Genomic DNA, 15599 nt, shown 5'->3' on the forward strand with positions numbered 1-15599 from the left:
TGCCGTCATAGCCCGTGCCCGCGATCAGGCTCAGCCTCGTCCGGTGGCCGTTCGCGTCCTCCCGCGACACCAGACGGCCGGCGATGTCGTAGTAATAGCGCTCGACCGGGCTGGCGTTGGCGCTCACCCCGTCCTCGCCGGTCACCGACACCTCGGGCCGCGTGACCTGCACCAGCCGGCCCATCGCGTTGTACGCGTAGCGCGTGGTGTAGCCCCCCGCGTCGCTCTCGCTCGCCACCTCCCCGAACGCGGTGTAGCTGCGCGCCTCGACGAGGTCGACCGCACCCGACCCCGCCGTCAGCTGACGCTTCGGCTCCCGCGTCCCCACCGCCTGCCCCCGGCCGTCGTAGACGCTGATCGTCGCGCTGACCCCCGCCACCGCGCTCGATCCGACCGTCCAGGCCCCGTTGCCGGTCGCCAGCCCCAGCACCTCGTCGAGCGTCTTGTCCTTGAGGTCGACGCCCATATTGGAACCAGGCGCCGACCCGTCGCTCTCCAGCGCGAGCGTCCGGTTGCCGGCGGCGTCGTAGACGTGATAGCGCCACACCCCGTCGCCCGTCCGGCTCGCCACTACCCGCCCCGCCCGGTCGTAGCGGAACAGCTCCTGCGCGATCCCGTTGGTCGAACGCTCGGTCACCTCGCCGAACGCGTCGTAGGCGATCCCAGTGCGATCGCCGATGTCGGCCCAGTCGTCCGAACGGATCTCGGCGAACGACTGGTAGGTCAGCCGCCCCAGCACGTCGTAGCCGTAGCTGATGCCTTCGAAATGATCGGCGCCCGCGCTATCCAGACGATGCCACGCCTCGCCGATCTTCCGGCCGGCAACGTCGTAGTAATAGCTGCGCTCCGCACCCGACGCATCGGTCATCGATGCCAGCCGGCCGCCGGGGCCGTAGCTGTAGAGCGTGACGTGCGACCCTTCCTCCGCACGGACGAGATTGTCCAGACCGTCGTAACGATAGGTCGTTTCCGGCGCCCGCAGCGTACCGGCATCGTCATAGCCCGGCCGGACCTCCCTTATCAGACGTCCCGAGGTGTCATAGCCATAGCTGAACACATCCCCCGTGCTCTGCCGCTTGCTGAGCACCTGGCCCAGCGCATCGTACGTATAGGCAATGGTCGACGTGACCGCGCGCGAATCCACCGCCAGCGCGCCGCTGGACGGATCGACCGACGACACGTCCACCAGGCCGTAGCGCGTCTCGGCCAGGCGATTGCCGTTGCGATCGTAGGTGAACGACGTCGTGCGGTCGGCGGCGGTCGGCGTGACCGTTCCGCGCGAGTCCGCCGAATAGCCGGTTGCGGCGGCGGCGTAGCGGATCTCCGTGCGGACGTTGCCTTCGGAGTCGAGGTCCCAGTCGGTGCGGTATCCCAGCTGGTCGATCTGGCCGTCCTTGCGACCGGCCCGGTCGTAATAGGCGTAGACCACGCCGCCATTGCCGTCGGTCGCCTTGATGACGTTGCCGTTCGCGTCATAGTCGAGGCTGGTGGTGATGGTGGTGACCGCGGTCGTGTAGGCGGAACCGTCCCACGAGCCGGTCCGCACGCCCGCGATGCTGGTGGTCTTCAGCCGGTCGAGCTTGTCGTAGGTGTAGCTCGTCTCGCGATAGTCGCCGGACGGCGGAGCGGGTGGATATCCGCCGGGAACCGACGGCAGGGCGATTGCCGTCGCATAGGTCCGGCTGGCAACGACGTTGCCATTGGGGTCGTAGCTCTTGGTCGACAGCACGCCGGTCGCATCGATCGCGGCGATCTGGCGGTCGAGGTCGTCGTAATAATAATAGGTCTTGCCGCCCCCGGCGTCGACGAGCGACGTCAGGTTGCCGCGCTGGTCGTAGCTGTACCTCTCCGTCGGCGTTGCATAGCTTTGCTCGCGATAGCGGCCGACCTGGATCAACGTCCCGCGCTTCTCGATCAGCCGGTCGAGCTTGTCATAGACATAATAGGTGTCGCGCTGCTCGGGCAGGCCATAGGCCTCGACCATATGCGTCCGGTTACCGCGAGCGTCGTATTCGTAGATGTAGCGATAATAGCCCGCTGCGGTCTGATTGCCGTTCGCGTCGTAGACGGGGCCGATATAGACGTGAGACAACAGCCCGCGACGATCGTAGATATAGGATGTGGCAAGGCCGAGCTTGTTCTGGATCTGGGAGACACCGCCGAACGCATTGTAGAAGGTGCGCTCCGTATGGCCCTCGGCATCCGTGGTCGAGGTCACGCGGCCCAGCTTGTCATAGCCGAAGAGGGTGACCGCATCCCGGGCCGGATCAGCCGTCCCTGCCGGCCAAACCGTCGCGCTCGCCCCATTGATTGCCCGGTTGTAGCGCCGCGTCACCGACGCGATGTCGCCGAACACGGTATAGCTCGTCTCGGTGATGTAATCCTCGGCGTCGCGCGAGACGATCAGCTGGCCGAGCGCGTTGTAGTAGCTGTACGTCGAGTTTCCTCTCGCGTCGGTGAACGCCACTTCGTTCCCGAACGCGTCATATTCGTAGCGCGTTACCCCGCCCGCGCGGTCGGTCGTCGAGAGCCGCCGGCCAAGCTTGTCATAGCTGTAGCCGGTCGTGTTGCCTCTGGGATCGGTGGTGGCGACTACATCGCCGAATGCATTGTACGAGAAGGACGTGACGGCCTGTTCGGACGTGCCGGCGGCGTCGTATCGGGTGATGACGCGCCCGGCTCCGTCGTAATTGAACACCGTCCGGCTTTCGTCGGCGCCGTTGAACGCGACGACGTCGACGGCAAGGGTGCCGTTGGCGTTATAGGCATAGTAATGGCGGTTCCCGTAGGAGTCGTTGGTCGACAGGAGCCGGTTCGCCGCGTCATATTCATAGGTGGTGGCGGCATAGTCGCCGCCGGTCGCGTCGTGCACTCCCAAGATCGTCGTCGCGTCGTCGACGCTGATCGCCGTCGACCATTTGACGACTGCGACAAGCCGTCCCTCGAAATCATAATCGTTGCGCGTGACATAGCCTTCGGCGTCCACGACGAATCTCAGCTCACCGCGTTCCGTATAATAGTTCCGCGTTATGCGGTCGTAGCTGCTGGGGTTGTTGGCGGCCCAGGCGTCCATGCTCGCCTTGCTCGGCAAGGCATCCGTCGCCAGCGTTATCGCAAAGGCCCTGGTCCTGGTGACTCGGCCCATGTCGTCATAGGTGTAGCCGATTACGCCGCCGGCGGCGTCGATGGCATAGGCCAGCCGCTCCGCAGCATCGTAGACCGCGAAGCTCGTGCGGTTGTCGGCATTGCCGGCCAGCCCGGCATTGGATAGTGCGCTGCGCACCGTCGCGATCGAATAGGTCGACAGCGCGGCGATCGCGCCGGCATATCGGATCGTCTGGCGCACCATGCCGGTGGCGCCCCACAGCACATCGGAAGGATAGACGAACTCGGTGACGTGGTTGAGGGCATCGATCGTGAAGATCAGCAGCCCCTGCTTGTCGAAGACATAGCGCATGGTGCGGTCGGCCGCGCTGGCGCCGACACTCGCGATGAGCTGCGCAAAGCTTCCGCCGGCGCGGTACGCCGGATCGGTCGCGTTGGCGAACGCGGTCTCCTCGACCTTCTCGCCCGCCGCATTGTAGCGGATGCGCGAGAGATAGCCCTCGCCGTCCAGGGCGCCGACCAGGCGACCGTCCTTGTCGTAGAAGCTGCGCGATATCCGATCCTGTGCGGAGGCCCCCGGCAGCACCGGCGTCCCCGGCGGCGTCGTCCTGAGCGAGGCCAGGGTGCCGGCATCGAGCTTGGCGGCGTAATCGACCGTCTTCACCAGCCGGCCCGAGCCGTCATACTCATAGCCGGTCACGCCGCCGTCGCCGTCGATCGCCTCGATGACCCGGCCTTCCTTGTCGTAGACCGTCCAGGTCCAAAGATCGCCGACCCGAGCCTCCGGGCGGATCGCCGAGGCGGTCACATTGGCGTTGGGATCGGAGAGCAGCGCCTGTACATCCATGGCGTTGAGATAGCGCACGGTCGCAACGACGCGGTCGTTGGCGTCGTAGCGATATTCGACCATCTCGCCCCGGGCATTGACCTCGGCGATCTTCCGGCCGGCCTGATCATAGACGTAGTAGAAGTCGAGACCGTTGGCGTCGGTCTTCTGACGCACCCGGCCGAGCTGGTCGTATTTGTACGTCGTCGTGCCGCCTGCGACCCAGGCGCCGGAGTCGGTATAGGCGACGAGCTCGCCCGCCTTGTTGTAGGTCGAGACCTGGACCAGGCCGCTGGCGAGCGCGACGACGGTCTGCCCCGCCGCATCGTTGAACACGATACTGGTCGTGCCGCCGTCGAGATCGGTCGAGGCTATGACCCGGCCCAGTCCGTCATAGACGAACTGCTCGCTATTCTGCGACAGGACCGTCCGGGCAAGCAGCTGGCCGGCCTGGTCGTAGGTGTAGAAGGTGTCGGTGTAGCCGCTGCCCGGTGCGGGATTGCCGGGCGAAGCGGACTCGCCATAGTCGGCCCGGCGCGAAACGTTGCCGCGCGCATCGTATAGGAAGGCGACCTGCTGGACCGCGGTCTGATCGCCGAGTGCGGCGACCCAGGCCGCAAGATCCGATTCCGCCAGCGTGCTCGAGGGAGCGAGCCCGTCCACGTTGTAGCTCTGGTCGGTATAGGTGAGGTTCAGCCAATCCTGGCCGTAGGCGTCATAGCGGTGCTCGACGACATTGCCTTCCGCGCTGACCGTGAATCTGAGCCGTCCGTTGGCGTCGTACGCATAGCGGACGGTATGCTGGACCGCCGCCCCCGAAGCATCCGAGCCGGTGCGGGTCTCCGTCAGCACTTCGTTCCTGCTGCCGTAGGTCCGGGTGACGACGTTGCCGAGCCGATCGGTCGCGGTCAGGACATTGCCGTTGGCGTCGTAGGTGAAGCTGGTGGCGTTGCCGCTCGCATCGATCACGCTCGCGATGTCGCCGCTGGCATTGTAGCTGAACTGGGTGATCTGCTGCGGGCCGCCCGGCTGGGCGGGAGGCGCGGTGATCTTGAGCAGCTGCCCGCCCTGCGCGGATGGGGCGAGCTGCCGGGTCAGCTTCGGCGCGGCCGCGATCAATGAAGCGCCGGCGCGGAAGCCGTTCGGCTCGTCGACATAGAAATAGGCGCCGATCCCCTCGTCGCGATCATAGATACGGGTGATTTCCATGCGGGTAGGCGTCGTCGTCGACAGGCCCGACACCCGGAAGAAACCCCCGTCGACCTGCTCGATCGTGCCGGGACCCGAAATGATGCGGGCGCTGGCCAGGCTCGCTACGCCCCAGTCGCTCGCATAGCCGACCAGGCCGATGCCGAGCGCGGTGCTATCGCCCACCGCCGTGAAGCTCATCGACAGCGTGAACGTATCGCCCGCCTTGGCGGATAGATTGGTGTGGATTCCCACCCATTGCCCCGGCTGCTGGACGGTATATCGATAGGCCTGCGCGCCATCGATCGTTCCCGCGGGCTGACGGTCGTATCCGACATAGCTCCAGGTCCCGAGGTCCATCTGGGACAGGCTGGTCGCCGTGGTGCTGCGCAGCAACGTCGCATCCGCGGCGATCAGTTGGGCACCGGCACCAAGCCCGCCGTCGTCGACATAGAAATAGGCGCCGCCCGATCCGGAGTGGTCATAGGTCCGCGTGATCTCGATACGCGTGCCCTGCGTGGTCGACAGCCCCACCACGCGCCACAGCCCGCCGGCTACCTGCTCGATCGTGCCCGGTCCCGACACGATCCGCGCCGAGGAGATGTTCGCCGACCCCCAGCCGGCCTGATCGGAATACAGTCCGAGAATCTGCGAGGTGATCGATCCGACCGCCTGGAGCGTCAGGCCGAAGCTGATCGTGTCGCCAGCGGCGAACGAAAGGCCCTGTCTGATAACCCACGACCCCTGATCGCCATTCTGCACGGTGTATTTGGTCGCGGCGGCGCCATCGATGGTGGCGGGCTCCTGGCTGACGTTGTGCGTTTCCCAGTTCTCCACCTGCTGGGCGAAGTCGTCGTCCGCATAGTCGAGCCGCGTCACCTGCCCCGACGCGTCGGTGATGTTGGTGTAGCCCCAATGATAATCGATCGTGGTGGTGCGCGTGACGCCACTCGCCACGGTCTGGGTCAGCGTCTTGACCTTGCCCAGCCCGTCATATGTGATCGCGAGCTGGCTGCCGTCGGTCTCGGTGATCGTCGCCACCCGTTTCGACATGCCGTCATAGGTGTAGGTGGTGACATAGGTCTTGCCGTCGGCGATGCTGTTGTCCTCGGGGCTGAGGTCGACCGTGACGCTGGTGAGACGGTTCGCGCTATCATAGGCATAGCGCGTACGCGTCAATGTGCTGCCGGCGTAGGTGGTGATCTGGACGACGTTGTTCCCCGACCAGCCATATCCGATGTACTCGCCATTCGCGGTCGTCACTCCCGTCACGCGCCAGTCGCCATAGGCGTGGTCGTAGGTCAGGACATTGCCGCTCGTATCGGTCAGCTGCGTCAGATAGAGCTGGCCGCCGTAAGCGATGCCGTAGGTCTCGACCGTCCCGCTGTCGCCGTCGGTCCAGCGCCACGTGCCGTCATAGGTGATCCTGTCGTAGGCGCCCGCCCCGTCGGTCGCGACATAGGCCGAGCCGTTCCATTCGTAGACGGTCTCCGATCCGTCGCCGGATATCCGCCGGATGCTGCTGCCCCAGCTGTTGGCCGTGCCGACCAAGCCATAGATGCGCCGGTCCGTCGACTGCCGCCAGTTATCGCCGTTGTCGTCGCTGAGGTCGCCGAGGCTGTTGTAAGTCCGGCCGATCACCGCATCTGGGCCGCGGCCGACCAGCATTTCGTCTTTCTGCTGAATCACCAGGTTGCCGGTCGCCGCATTGAGCAGCACCTGCTCGCCCGAGCGCCCCAAGGTGCCGCTGCCGAGCAGGCCCGCCCCGCCCAGGACCGATCCCGATCCACGCTCGGTGCCCGATCCCAAACCCGTGAAGATGGCGACCATTCCCCTAATCCCCCGACTTGTCGCGACGGGGATTCACCCCCTTCGTTCACCCCTTTTTCGGGAAGATCCGCCCAGAGTTTAGGAATATTTTTCGTGGCGCAGAACGATCCGGCGAGACTCGGATAACCGGGGCCGTCGATCTATAGTGATCCGAATCGGGGAGACCATCGATCCGGCTTCCGGATCGACGCGTCAGGGGGATGAATATCGTGGGGGGAGAACAGGCGCTCAGCCTGCTTGACCGGATGTTGTGGAGCAGCCTGATGGTCGCGGGGCCGGTGCTGATCGCGACATTGCTCGTCGGGCTGATCATCAGCGCATTCCAGGTCACTACGCAGCTTCAGGAGATCACGCTGAGCTACGTCCCGAAGATCCTGGTCACCGCCTTCCTGCTGATCGCGATCGGACCATGGATGCTCGGCCAGGTGACGCAGTTCGCCACCTCGATCTACCATCTCATTCCGACCATTGCCGGCTAGCGGCTTGCCGATGGCGGACCTGACCGACCAGGCGACGGCGATCCTGTTGCTGACGCTGCGCATCGTGCCGACGTTCGGATTCTCACCGCCGTTCACGCTTTTCCGGATCCCGGCGATCGTCCGCGTCCTGCTCAGCATCGCGCTGGCGACGTGGCTCGCCGCCGCCCATCCCGAGGCGACCTGGCAGCGCGATTTCCGGGGCCAGGGGCTCTTCCTGACCGCGATCGGCGAGCTGACGCTGGGGGTCGCGCTCGCGCTTTCGCTGCAATATGCCTTCGCCGCGCTGCTGACCGTCGGGCGCGCCCTCGACATCCAGGCCGGGTTCGGCCTTGCCGTGGTGGTCGATCCTACGACCAGGAGTCAGATGCCCCTGATCGGCACGTTCTTCGCCTATGCCGCGGCGGCCATATTCTTCACCGGCAGCGGCCCGGACGATCTTCTCGCGATCTGGTCCGCTTCCGTTGCCAACGTGCCGCTCGGCAGCGCCGCGATCGGAGGAGACCTCGGGCGGCTGCTCGCCTTCCTCTCCACTGTCTTCGTCGCAGCGTGCGGGCTGGGCGGGACGATCATGCTGGCGCTGTTCCTGTGCGATCTCGCCATCTCGTTCATGTCGCGCACGCTCCCGCAGATGAACGTCCTGCTGCTGGGCTTTCAGGTGAAGGCGCTGGTCACGCTGGCGCTGCTGCCGGCCGCGATCGCGACCGGCACCGCGTTGTTCGTGCGGCTGCTGCGCCTCGCGCTCGAGGCGGCGCCGGAGATCGCAACGGCGGCCGGCCATGGCTGAGGAGCAGGAGCAGAACCGGACCGAGGAAGCGACGCCGTTCAAGCTGAAGCAAGCGCGCGAGAAGGGCATGGTCGCGCGCGGCCTGGACCTGGGCTTCGTCGCCGGTTTGATCGGGCTGGCGGCATTCGTTGCTCTTGCGGGCATCCGGCTGGTCGAGTTGCTCGCGCAGGCGATGCGGCGCGCGCTGACGCTCGGCGTCCAGTCCGCGGCCGATCCGCAGGCCGCCGCGGCGATGACCGGTCAGCTGCTCGCGCCGCTGCTCGGCCCGTTGGCGCTGTTCGGCGGGACGCTGCTCGCCGTGATCCTGCTCGTCGAGATCGTCCAGCTGCGCGGGCTGAGCTTCAGCACCACGCCGCTCAAGCCGGACTTCAGCCGGATCAACCCCGTCAAGGGGCTGAAGCGGCTGCTGTCGATCAGGATGCTCAAGGAGGCGTTCAAGGCCATCCTCAAGATGGCGGTCTATGCGACCGTCGCCGTCCTCACCATCCGGGCGGCGGTGGAAGGCGGGATCGGTCGAACCGCCGACGCGATGCAGCTCTCGTCCGCGTTGCAGGGGGCGTCGATGCGTCTCCTGCTCGTCTTCATCGCGGTCGCCGCGGGGCTTGCCGTCCTCGACCAGATCCTCGCGCGCGGCGAATTCCGCAAGCAGATGCGGATGAGCCGTCGCGAGCTGACCCGCGAGGTCAAGGAACGCGAGGGCGATCCGCGCCTCAGAAGCAAGCGCAAGCAGCTCCACGCGGCCTTCGTCAGGCAAGCTCGGGGCCTCGGCAATCTGCCAGGATCCGACCTGGTGATCGTCAACCCTCGCCACCTCGCCGTGGCGCTCGCCTACCGTGCGAACGAAATGACGGCGCCCGAGGTGACCGCCAAGGGCGCCGACCGCCATGCGTTGCAGATCAGGGCGGCCGCGAGGCGGCTCGGCATACCGATCTTCGAGGCGCCGCTGCTTGCCCGCGCGCTGTTCCGCGAGACCGACATGGGCCAGGCGATCGCGCCAGCGCATTATCATGCCGTCGCAGGGCTCTACCACAAGCTCCGGGATGCCGGGAATGCTTGACCGTCTGCTGCGCAACAACCGCGACCTGATCCTGGTCGCGGCCATCTTCGCGATCCTGGTGATCCTGTTCGCGCCGATCCCGGCGGCCGCGCTCGATCTCGCGATCATCGCCAACTTCGGGCTGGCGCTGACGATCCTGCTGCTGACCTTCTACGTCGCCAAGCCGGTGGAGTTCTCCACCTTTCCGTCGCTGCTGCTGGTCGCGACCCTCTACCGCCTGTCGCTCAACGTCGCCGCGACCCGCCTCATCCTGACCGGCGCCAGCGCGGGTGAGGTGATCGGATCGATCGGCACCTTCGCGGTACAGGGCAATTACGTCGTCGGCCTGGTCGTCTTCACCATCCTGGTCGTGGTGCAGTATATCGTCGTCACCTCGGGCGCGCAGCGCGTGTCGGAGGTCGCCGCCCGCTTCACGCTCGATTCGATGCCGGGGCAGCAGATGAGCATCGACGCCGACCTCAACATGGGCCTGATCGACCAGGCCGAAGCCGGACGGCGGCGGGCGGAGATCGAGCGCGAGGCGAGCTTCTACGGCGCGATGGACGGGGCGTCGAAGTTCGTGAAGGGCGACGCGATCGCCGGGATCATCATCCTCCTGATCGATATCGTCGCCGGCTGGATCGTCGGCACCATGCAGCTCGGCATGGGGATCGGCGAGGCGCTTCAGCGCTTCACGCTGCTCACCATCGGCGACGGCATCGCCGCGCAGCTGCCCGCGCTGATCATCTCCATCGCGACCGGCATCATCGTCACGCGCTCGTCGTCCGATCGCGAGCTCTCGACCGAAGTGATAAGCCAGCTGAGCTCGGTGCCGCGCATCCCGCTGATCGTCACCGTCGTGCTGATGGCGCTGCTGCTCCTTCCCGGGATGCCCAAATGGCCGATCCTGGTGATCGGCGGCCTCGCGCTCCTGGCGTGGCGCCGGATACGACGCGCCGCCACCGAGCAAGCAGCGGCGGTAGAGGCGCGGACGGACGACGATACCCGGGCGGCGGGAATGCTGCCTCAGGCGCTCGACATCCGGCTCGGCAGCATCTTGGCGGAGGCATGGCGCGATCAGGAACCGCTGATCCTCGACCGGATCGAGGGATTGCGCCGGCTGCAGGAGCGGAAATACGGCATCGCGTTCCCGGCAGTGAAGATCGTCGACGGCCCCCTGGGCAGCCGCGAATATGAGATCCGACTGTTCGGTTCGCGTTTCGGATCCGGAGAGATCTGGCCCGACCGGCTGCTCGCGGTCGGCACCCCGCCCAAGCACGTCGCCATTGACGGGGTGCACACGGCGGAACCCAGCTTCGGGCTGCCGGCCGTGTGGATCGATCCCGAGAAGGAGCAGCAGGCGCGCGATTGCGGTCTCAGCATCGTCGATCCGGTCAGCGTGCTGATCACCCATTTCGGCGAGATCGCCAGCAGCGAGATGGCGACGCTGGTCACCCGCCCGGTCGTCACCAGGCTGCTCGACGAGGTCCGCCAGCGCCAGCCCGGGCTGGTCGAGGAGCTGATACCGGGAAGCCTGACCGTCGCCGACGTCCAGCGCGTGCTGCAGAACCTGCTGGGCGAGCATGTCTCGATCGCCAACATCGACCTGATCCTCGAGCATCTCGCCGATCTGGCGCGAACGCAGCGCGACCCCGCCGAGCTGACCGAGCAGATCCGCCAGCGATTGAGCTATGCGATCTGCAACCAGCTGCGCGGGGAGCATCCCGATCTCGCCGTGCTGAGCCTCGATCCGCGCATCGAGAACCAGATCGTCTCCGGGCTGGGATCGAGCGCGGGGAGCGGGATGCTGCCGATCGAGCCCGGCCTCGCCGAGCGGCTGATCCGCGGGCTCTCGGCGATGACCGAGGCGATGCGCAAGGAAGGCCGCGCGCCGGTCCTGCTATGCGGCGGCGAATTGCGGCGGCATTTCAGGGCGTTCACCCGGCGCAGCATTCCGCAGCTGTCGGTGCTGTCGGTCAACGAGATTCCGATGCGCATCAACCTCAAGTCCTTCGACATCGTAAGACTGGAAAACGCATGACCGGAGCCGCAGCGCAGACCCCCGAGGCGTCGGAGCTCGACATGCTGCTCGGCTTCCTCGACCGCGACCCCGAAAACGTCGCGATGCTCGCCGACGCCGCCGACGCAGCGCTCGCGGCGCGCAAGCCCGATATTGCGACATCCCTGCTCGATCGGCTCGCGGCGCTCGGGTCGATCGGGCCGCGCGAGCGCAATCTGGCGGGCCTGGCGGCGATGCAGACGCAGCGTTTCGACGATGCCGCCGGGATATTCCGCGCGCTGCTTGACGAGGGCCAGGACGCGCCGGGACTGCGCTTCAACTTCGCCTGGTCGGCGGCGGCGGCCGGGGATTTCGACGGAGCGCTCCAGGCGCTCGACGACGCGACCGTGGACGCCCTTCCGCAGGCGGCGATGCTGAAGACGCAGCTGCTGCACCAGACGGAACGATGGGAGGAAGCGGCCGCATTCGCCCGTGTCGCGATCGCCCGGCATCCCGACGATCCAGGATTGATGGCGGCCGTGTCGGTGCTCGCGCTCGACCTCGAGGACAGCGAGCTGGCGAGGGCGTGCGCCGCCAGGGCCGGAGAGCACCCTGATGCCCTGACCACCCTGGGCGCGCTGGCGCTGGCGGAGGACGATGCCGCCGCCGCACGGGCATTGTTCGACCGGGCTTTGGCAGCCAATCGATCCGCGTCCCGCGCCTGGATCGGCCGGGGGCTGACCAAATTGCTGAGCGGCGAGCAGATGGCCGCCGGCGCGGACATCGATCGGGGCGCGGAGATGTTCGGCGACCATCTGGGATCGTGGATCGCCGCCGGCTGGGCCTATTTCGTCGCGGGCGACCGGACGACCGCGCGCAAACGGTTCGAGACCGCGCTCGAAATCGATCCGGCCTTCGCCGAAACGCAGGGGTCGCTTGCGGTCCTCGACGTCCTGGACGGCAGGATCGCCGAAGCGCGCGAGCGTGCGACGGTCGCGCTGCGGCTCGACCGGCAAAGCTATTCGGCTGCCCTCGCCCAGACGCTGCTCGCGGCCGGCGACGGCGACCGCGAGCGCGCGCGACGGATATTCGAAACCGCGCTGACGACACCCATCGACGGCAGCGGCCGCACGATCGCGCAGGCGCTTGCGCGTATGGGATTGTCCTAAAAATCAGCAGCGTCAGTGCTCCTGCGAAGACAGGAGCTTGGACGGATCGACATTCAATCCTCCCCTCCCCCCGCCAGGGGAAGGATTGAATGGGTCCGCGTTTCCATCGATCTGAACGTCGACCAGGAGCGCGATTTCACTGCGGCTGCGTGCTCAATCGGACCGGATATTTCCCGCCTGCTTGAGGCTCGCGATGGCGCTGTCGACCAGCGCCTGCGTCTCCGGCGAATCCTCCATGATCCTGACGACCTCAAGCGCCACCGCTTCGAATGCCGGGTCCGAGGTCAGCTCCTCCCCGAACCGCTCGGCGAGCAGGCCGCGGATCATCGCTCGCCGAAGGTCGCGATCGGGCAGGCTCTCTAGCGATGCCAGTGCCGCCAGGCGTTGATGCGGGTCGACCGGCCCGGCCTTTCCCGCCTCCTCCGACCGCCCCCGCCCCGTCCTCCGCTCGGCCTTGCGCAACTGCTCGCGCAGGAGCAGCAGGATCTGGTCGGCAGCGCCGATGCGGGTCAATTGAGCCGCCCTCGCACGCCGAACTGATCGAGCAGCAGGCTCGTCGCCGATGTCGCCTGGTCGCCCACCTCCTCGGAGGGAGCCTCCATGATCCGCTCGACCCGATCGATGATCAACTGCATGTCGCGGTTCAACGGTGGGTTCTCGGCGTTGGCGGCGATCCCGGCGTGCAGCGTCGTCACCGTTTCGACGAATTCGTCCCGGATCAAATGGGTGAGCCCCGCGACGAAAAGCCGCAGATAATGCCCGTCGGGCAGCAGCGCCAACGGTCCCCAGGTGCCGAGGGCTTCCGCCGCCTCGCCCGAGGTGAGCTGAAAGAAGCCGAGCTGGAACCGCGCGATCACGAAATCCGGAGCCAGCGCCACCGCCGACTTGAGCGCGGCCAGCGCCTCGATCGGGCGGCCAATCCCGGCAAGGACGGACCCGCGCAGGAAATGCAGCCTCGGGTCCTGCGGGAAGCGGCTCAACGCCCGGTCGATCCGCGCGATCTCGTCGACCTCGCTGGATTCCACCGCCGCGATCAGCTCCTGCAGCTCGGCATCGTCGCAAAGCTCGTCCATCGTCCCGTCGTCCTTCAATAGTTCCTCAGCCGTCGCCGCAGCCGGTCCACGGCGTCGCGATGCAGCTGCGATATGCGTCCACGGCTCAATCGTAGCAGCTCCGCGATATGCGCGAAGCTCAAACCATGGTGATAATGCTGTCGAACGACGATCGCCTGCTGCTGCGGCAATCGGGCGATTTCGCTGGCCAACGCCGCCTGAGCCTGACGCCAGGCCAGCCCTTCATAGGCGCTCCGTCGCGTGTCGCGGCCTTCGATCATCCCCGTCCCCTCCAGCATCAGCCCGATCGCCAGATCGACCGCGAGATCGGCAAGCGTGGCCAACGGGTCCTCGCTTTCGCCCCGGATGCCGAATGATCGTAGGCGTTCGCGCTGCAGGCGGCGGCGAAGGCTGACCTGCGCGTCGAGGTCCGACAGTCGCGCCACGCCTTCGGTGATATGTTCGCCAATGCGGCGCCGGGCATAGGCACCGAACGGAACGCCCTGCAACGGATCGAAACGGTCGAGCGCGCGAAGGAGCCCCTCGTAAGCCAGCTGCTCGACATCGCCCCGATCGCTCTCCGGCCGGCGCCGCCGGGCGTATCGGACCGCGATCGAGCGCGCGAGCAGCCGGTAACGGTTGAACAAAGTCTCGCGGCTCGCCAGGTCCTGCTCGAACTTCGCCCGGCGCCACAGCGCCGCTTCGACCCGGGCCGGATCGAGCACGACGTCGAGCCCCGCGCCGTGGCCCGTCACTTGAAGCTGCCGAGCACGCCCTGGATAACCAGGCTCCAGCCGTCGATCAGGACGAACATCAGCAGCTTGATCGGCAGCGAGATCGTCGCAGGTGGCACCATCATCATGCCCAACGCGAGCAGGATCGTCGACACCACCAGGTCGATCAGCAGGAACGGCAGCAAGATCACGAAGCCGATGGTGAACGACACGCGCAGCTCGTTCATGATGAAGGCGGGCGCGAGCTTCAGGATGTCGACCTGGTCCGGGCGCGTCGGCAGCGGCGCCTTGGCCAGTGCGTAGATCGTCGCGATGTCCGAATCCCGGGTCTGGGCAAGCATGAAATCGCGCAGCGGGACGCTGCCCTTCGCCATCGCGTCCTGCACGGTGAGCTGACCGGCGAGAAATGGCTGCACCGCTTGCGCGTTGAGCACTTGGAAGGTCGGCGCCATCGAGAAGGCGGTGAGGAACAGGGCCAGGCTGATCAGCACCGGGTTCGGCGGCGTTTCGGGCATCCCGAAGGCGTGACGTACCATCGCGAGCGTGATGACGATGCGCACGAAGCTGGTCATGCTGATCAGGATCGCCGGCAGGATCGCCAGCATCGTCAGCACCAGCGCGGTCCGCGTCACGTCCGACGATAGCGTCAGTCCCTGCGGCGGGCCGGCGAGCGCCGCGCTTGCCGGCAGCAGCATCGACACGGCCACGGTGGCGACGACGACGATGCCCCGCCTCACGCCTCTTCCACCCTGGCGGGGATATCGCGTTCGCGCAGCACGATGGCGCGGCTATTCTGCACCAGCAGCAGATATTCGCGATCGTCATGCCGGATCAGGCAGACGTCGCCGTGCATACCCAGCCGGCGCACCTCCACGATGTCGATCGCACCGTGGCCGGACGTCAGGCGACCGAACAGCGCGCGAAGATCGGCCTTGCCGGCGCGCTGGCGCAGGAACACGATCGCCAGCGCGGCGATCAGCAGGCAAGCGATCAGCGAGACGATAATCCGCGCGACTGGGATGTCGAGCGCACCACCGCCGCCGAGACGGCCGGCGGCGACTCCTGCCTGGGTTGCCGCGGCGAGCAGGATCATTCCGCGATCTCGGTCAGCCGCACGCCGAAATTGTCGCCCACGGCGACCAGTTCGCCACGCGCAACCATCACGCCGTTGAGCCGCAGCTCGACCGCCCGATTGAGTGCGGCGTCAAGCGTGACCGCGGTGCCGGGGCGCAATGCGCCGAGCTCGGCAACGGTCAGCCTGGCTTCGCCGACATAGGCTTCGAGCACCACCTCGACGGTGTCGACAAGCCGTGCCGCCAGCGTGGTGCGCGGGGTGGACTCTGCCTTCGGAACTTCGGATCCGCCTTCCGATGGATCGGCCTTGATACTGGTCACGG

12 protein-coding genes are annotated in these 15599 nt (G+C 66.7%); 5 read left to right on the plus strand and 7 right to left on the minus strand.

The features are described from left to right. A partial coding sequence (locus ACMGER_RS00005) for a hypothetical protein (protein ID WP_436810076.1) occupies positions 1-6949 on the minus strand: 6949 nt, incomplete at its 3' end. Positions 6950-7149: 200 nt separating this feature from the next. On the opposite strand from ACMGER_RS00005, the gene ACMGER_RS00010 reads away from it, so the two are divergent. From ACMGER_RS00010 to ACMGER_RS00030, 5 genes are read left to right on the plus strand one after another with little or no spacing between them, the layout of a single operon-like run. Further along, positions 7150-7428 carry a flagellar biosynthetic protein FliQ gene (locus tag ACMGER_RS00010; RefSeq protein ID WP_436810077.1) on the plus strand — a complete coding sequence of 93 codons (279 nt, stop codon included), beginning with the start codon at positions 7150-7152 and terminating at the stop codon, positions 7426-7428. A gap of 10 nt (positions 7429-7438) precedes the next feature. Beyond that, positions 7439-8212: a flagellar biosynthetic protein FliR gene (locus tag ACMGER_RS00015; protein WP_436810078.1), complete on the plus strand. Its 774-nt coding sequence runs from the start codon at positions 7439-7441 to the stop codon at positions 8210-8212. Further along, positions 8205-9269, plus strand: a complete 1065-nt coding sequence (locus tag ACMGER_RS00020) for an EscU/YscU/HrcU family type III secretion system export apparatus switch protein (RefSeq protein ID WP_436810079.1) — start codon at positions 8205-8207, stop codon at positions 9267-9269. Before ACMGER_RS00015 ends, ACMGER_RS00020 begins: the two co-directional genes overlap by 8 nt. Then, entirely contained in the window at positions 9262-11289 is a 2028-nt protein-coding gene (locus ACMGER_RS00025; RefSeq protein WP_436810080.1) for a flagellar biosynthesis protein FlhA, read from the plus strand. The genes ACMGER_RS00020 and ACMGER_RS00025 overlap by 8 nt, the downstream gene beginning before the upstream one ends. Then, positions 11286-12416, plus strand: coding sequence for a tetratricopeptide repeat protein (locus ACMGER_RS00030; RefSeq protein WP_436810081.1), 1131 nt, complete (start codon positions 11286-11288; stop codon positions 12414-12416). The genes ACMGER_RS00025 and ACMGER_RS00030 overlap by 4 nt, the downstream gene beginning before the upstream one ends. 153 nt (positions 12417-12569) lie before the next feature. On the opposite strand, the gene ACMGER_RS00035 is transcribed toward ACMGER_RS00030, so the two are convergent. Genes ACMGER_RS00035 through ACMGER_RS00060 form a run of 6 tightly spaced genes read right to left on the minus strand, consistent with a single transcriptional unit; the run spans position 12570 to position 15597 of the window. Continuing rightward, positions 12570-12929 carry a hypothetical protein gene (locus ACMGER_RS00035; protein WP_436810082.1) on the minus strand — a complete coding sequence of 120 codons (360 nt, stop codon included), beginning with the start codon at positions 12927-12929 and terminating at the stop codon, positions 12570-12572. Next, positions 12926-13489 (minus strand): hypothetical protein, encoded by a 564-nt coding sequence (locus ACMGER_RS00040; RefSeq protein WP_436810083.1) that lies wholly within the window; start codon positions 13487-13489, stop codon positions 12926-12928. Before ACMGER_RS00040 ends, ACMGER_RS00035 begins: the two co-directional genes overlap by 4 nt. Positions 13490-13503: 14 nt before the next feature. Next, on the minus strand, positions 13504-14223 hold the full coding sequence (locus tag ACMGER_RS00045) for a sigma-70 family RNA polymerase sigma factor (RefSeq protein ID WP_436810084.1): 720 nt from the start codon (positions 14221-14223) through the stop codon (positions 13504-13506). After that, positions 14220-14939 (minus strand): flagellar type III secretion system pore protein FliP, encoded by a 720-nt coding sequence (gene fliP, locus ACMGER_RS00050; RefSeq protein ID WP_436810085.1) that lies wholly within the window; start codon positions 14937-14939, stop codon positions 14220-14222. Before fliP ends, ACMGER_RS00045 begins: the two co-directional genes overlap by 4 nt. Continuing rightward, the gene (locus ACMGER_RS00055) at positions 14936-15295 is read right to left on the minus strand and encodes a hypothetical protein (protein ID WP_436810086.1); all 360 of its coding nucleotides are present in this window, start codon (positions 15293-15295) and stop codon (positions 14936-14938) included. Before ACMGER_RS00055 ends, fliP begins: the two co-directional genes overlap by 4 nt. Further along, positions 15292-15597 (minus strand): FliM/FliN family flagellar motor switch protein, encoded by a 306-nt coding sequence (locus tag ACMGER_RS00060; protein WP_436810087.1) that lies wholly within the window; start codon positions 15595-15597, stop codon positions 15292-15294. Before ACMGER_RS00060 ends, ACMGER_RS00055 begins: the two co-directional genes overlap by 4 nt. Positions 15598-15599 lie beyond the last annotated feature (2 nt).

The sequence above is a fragment of the Sphingomonas astragali genome (assembly GCF_051400615.1).
Lineage (GTDB): Bacteria > Pseudomonadota > Alphaproteobacteria > Sphingomonadales > Sphingomonadaceae > Sphingomonas.

What these genes read in the sequence shown, in the direction of transcription:
- ACMGER_RS00030 (WP_436810081.1), top strand. Translation starts at nt 11,286, where the DNA reads ATGACCGGAGCCGCAGCGCAGACCCCCGAGGCGTCGGAGCTCGACATG.
- ACMGER_RS00055 (WP_436810086.1), bottom strand. Translation starts at nt 15,295, where the DNA reads ATGATCCTGCTCGCCGCGGCAACCCAGGCAGGAGTCGCCGCCGGCCGT.
- ACMGER_RS00015 (WP_436810078.1), top strand. Translation starts at nt 7,439, where the DNA reads ATGGCGGACCTGACCGACCAGGCGACGGCGATCCTGTTGCTGACGCTG.
- ACMGER_RS00020 (WP_436810079.1), top strand. Translation starts at nt 8,205, where the DNA reads ATGGCTGAGGAGCAGGAGCAGAACCGGACCGAGGAAGCGACGCCGTTC.
- ACMGER_RS00025 (WP_436810080.1), top strand. Translation starts at nt 9,262, where the DNA reads ATGCTTGACCGTCTGCTGCGCAACAACCGCGACCTGATCCTGGTCGCG.
- ACMGER_RS00040 (WP_436810083.1), bottom strand. Translation starts at nt 13,489, where the DNA reads ATGGACGAGCTTTGCGACGATGCCGAGCTGCAGGAGCTGATCGCGGCG.
- ACMGER_RS00010 (WP_436810077.1), top strand. Translation starts at nt 7,150, where the DNA reads ATGAATATCGTGGGGGGAGAACAGGCGCTCAGCCTGCTTGACCGGATG.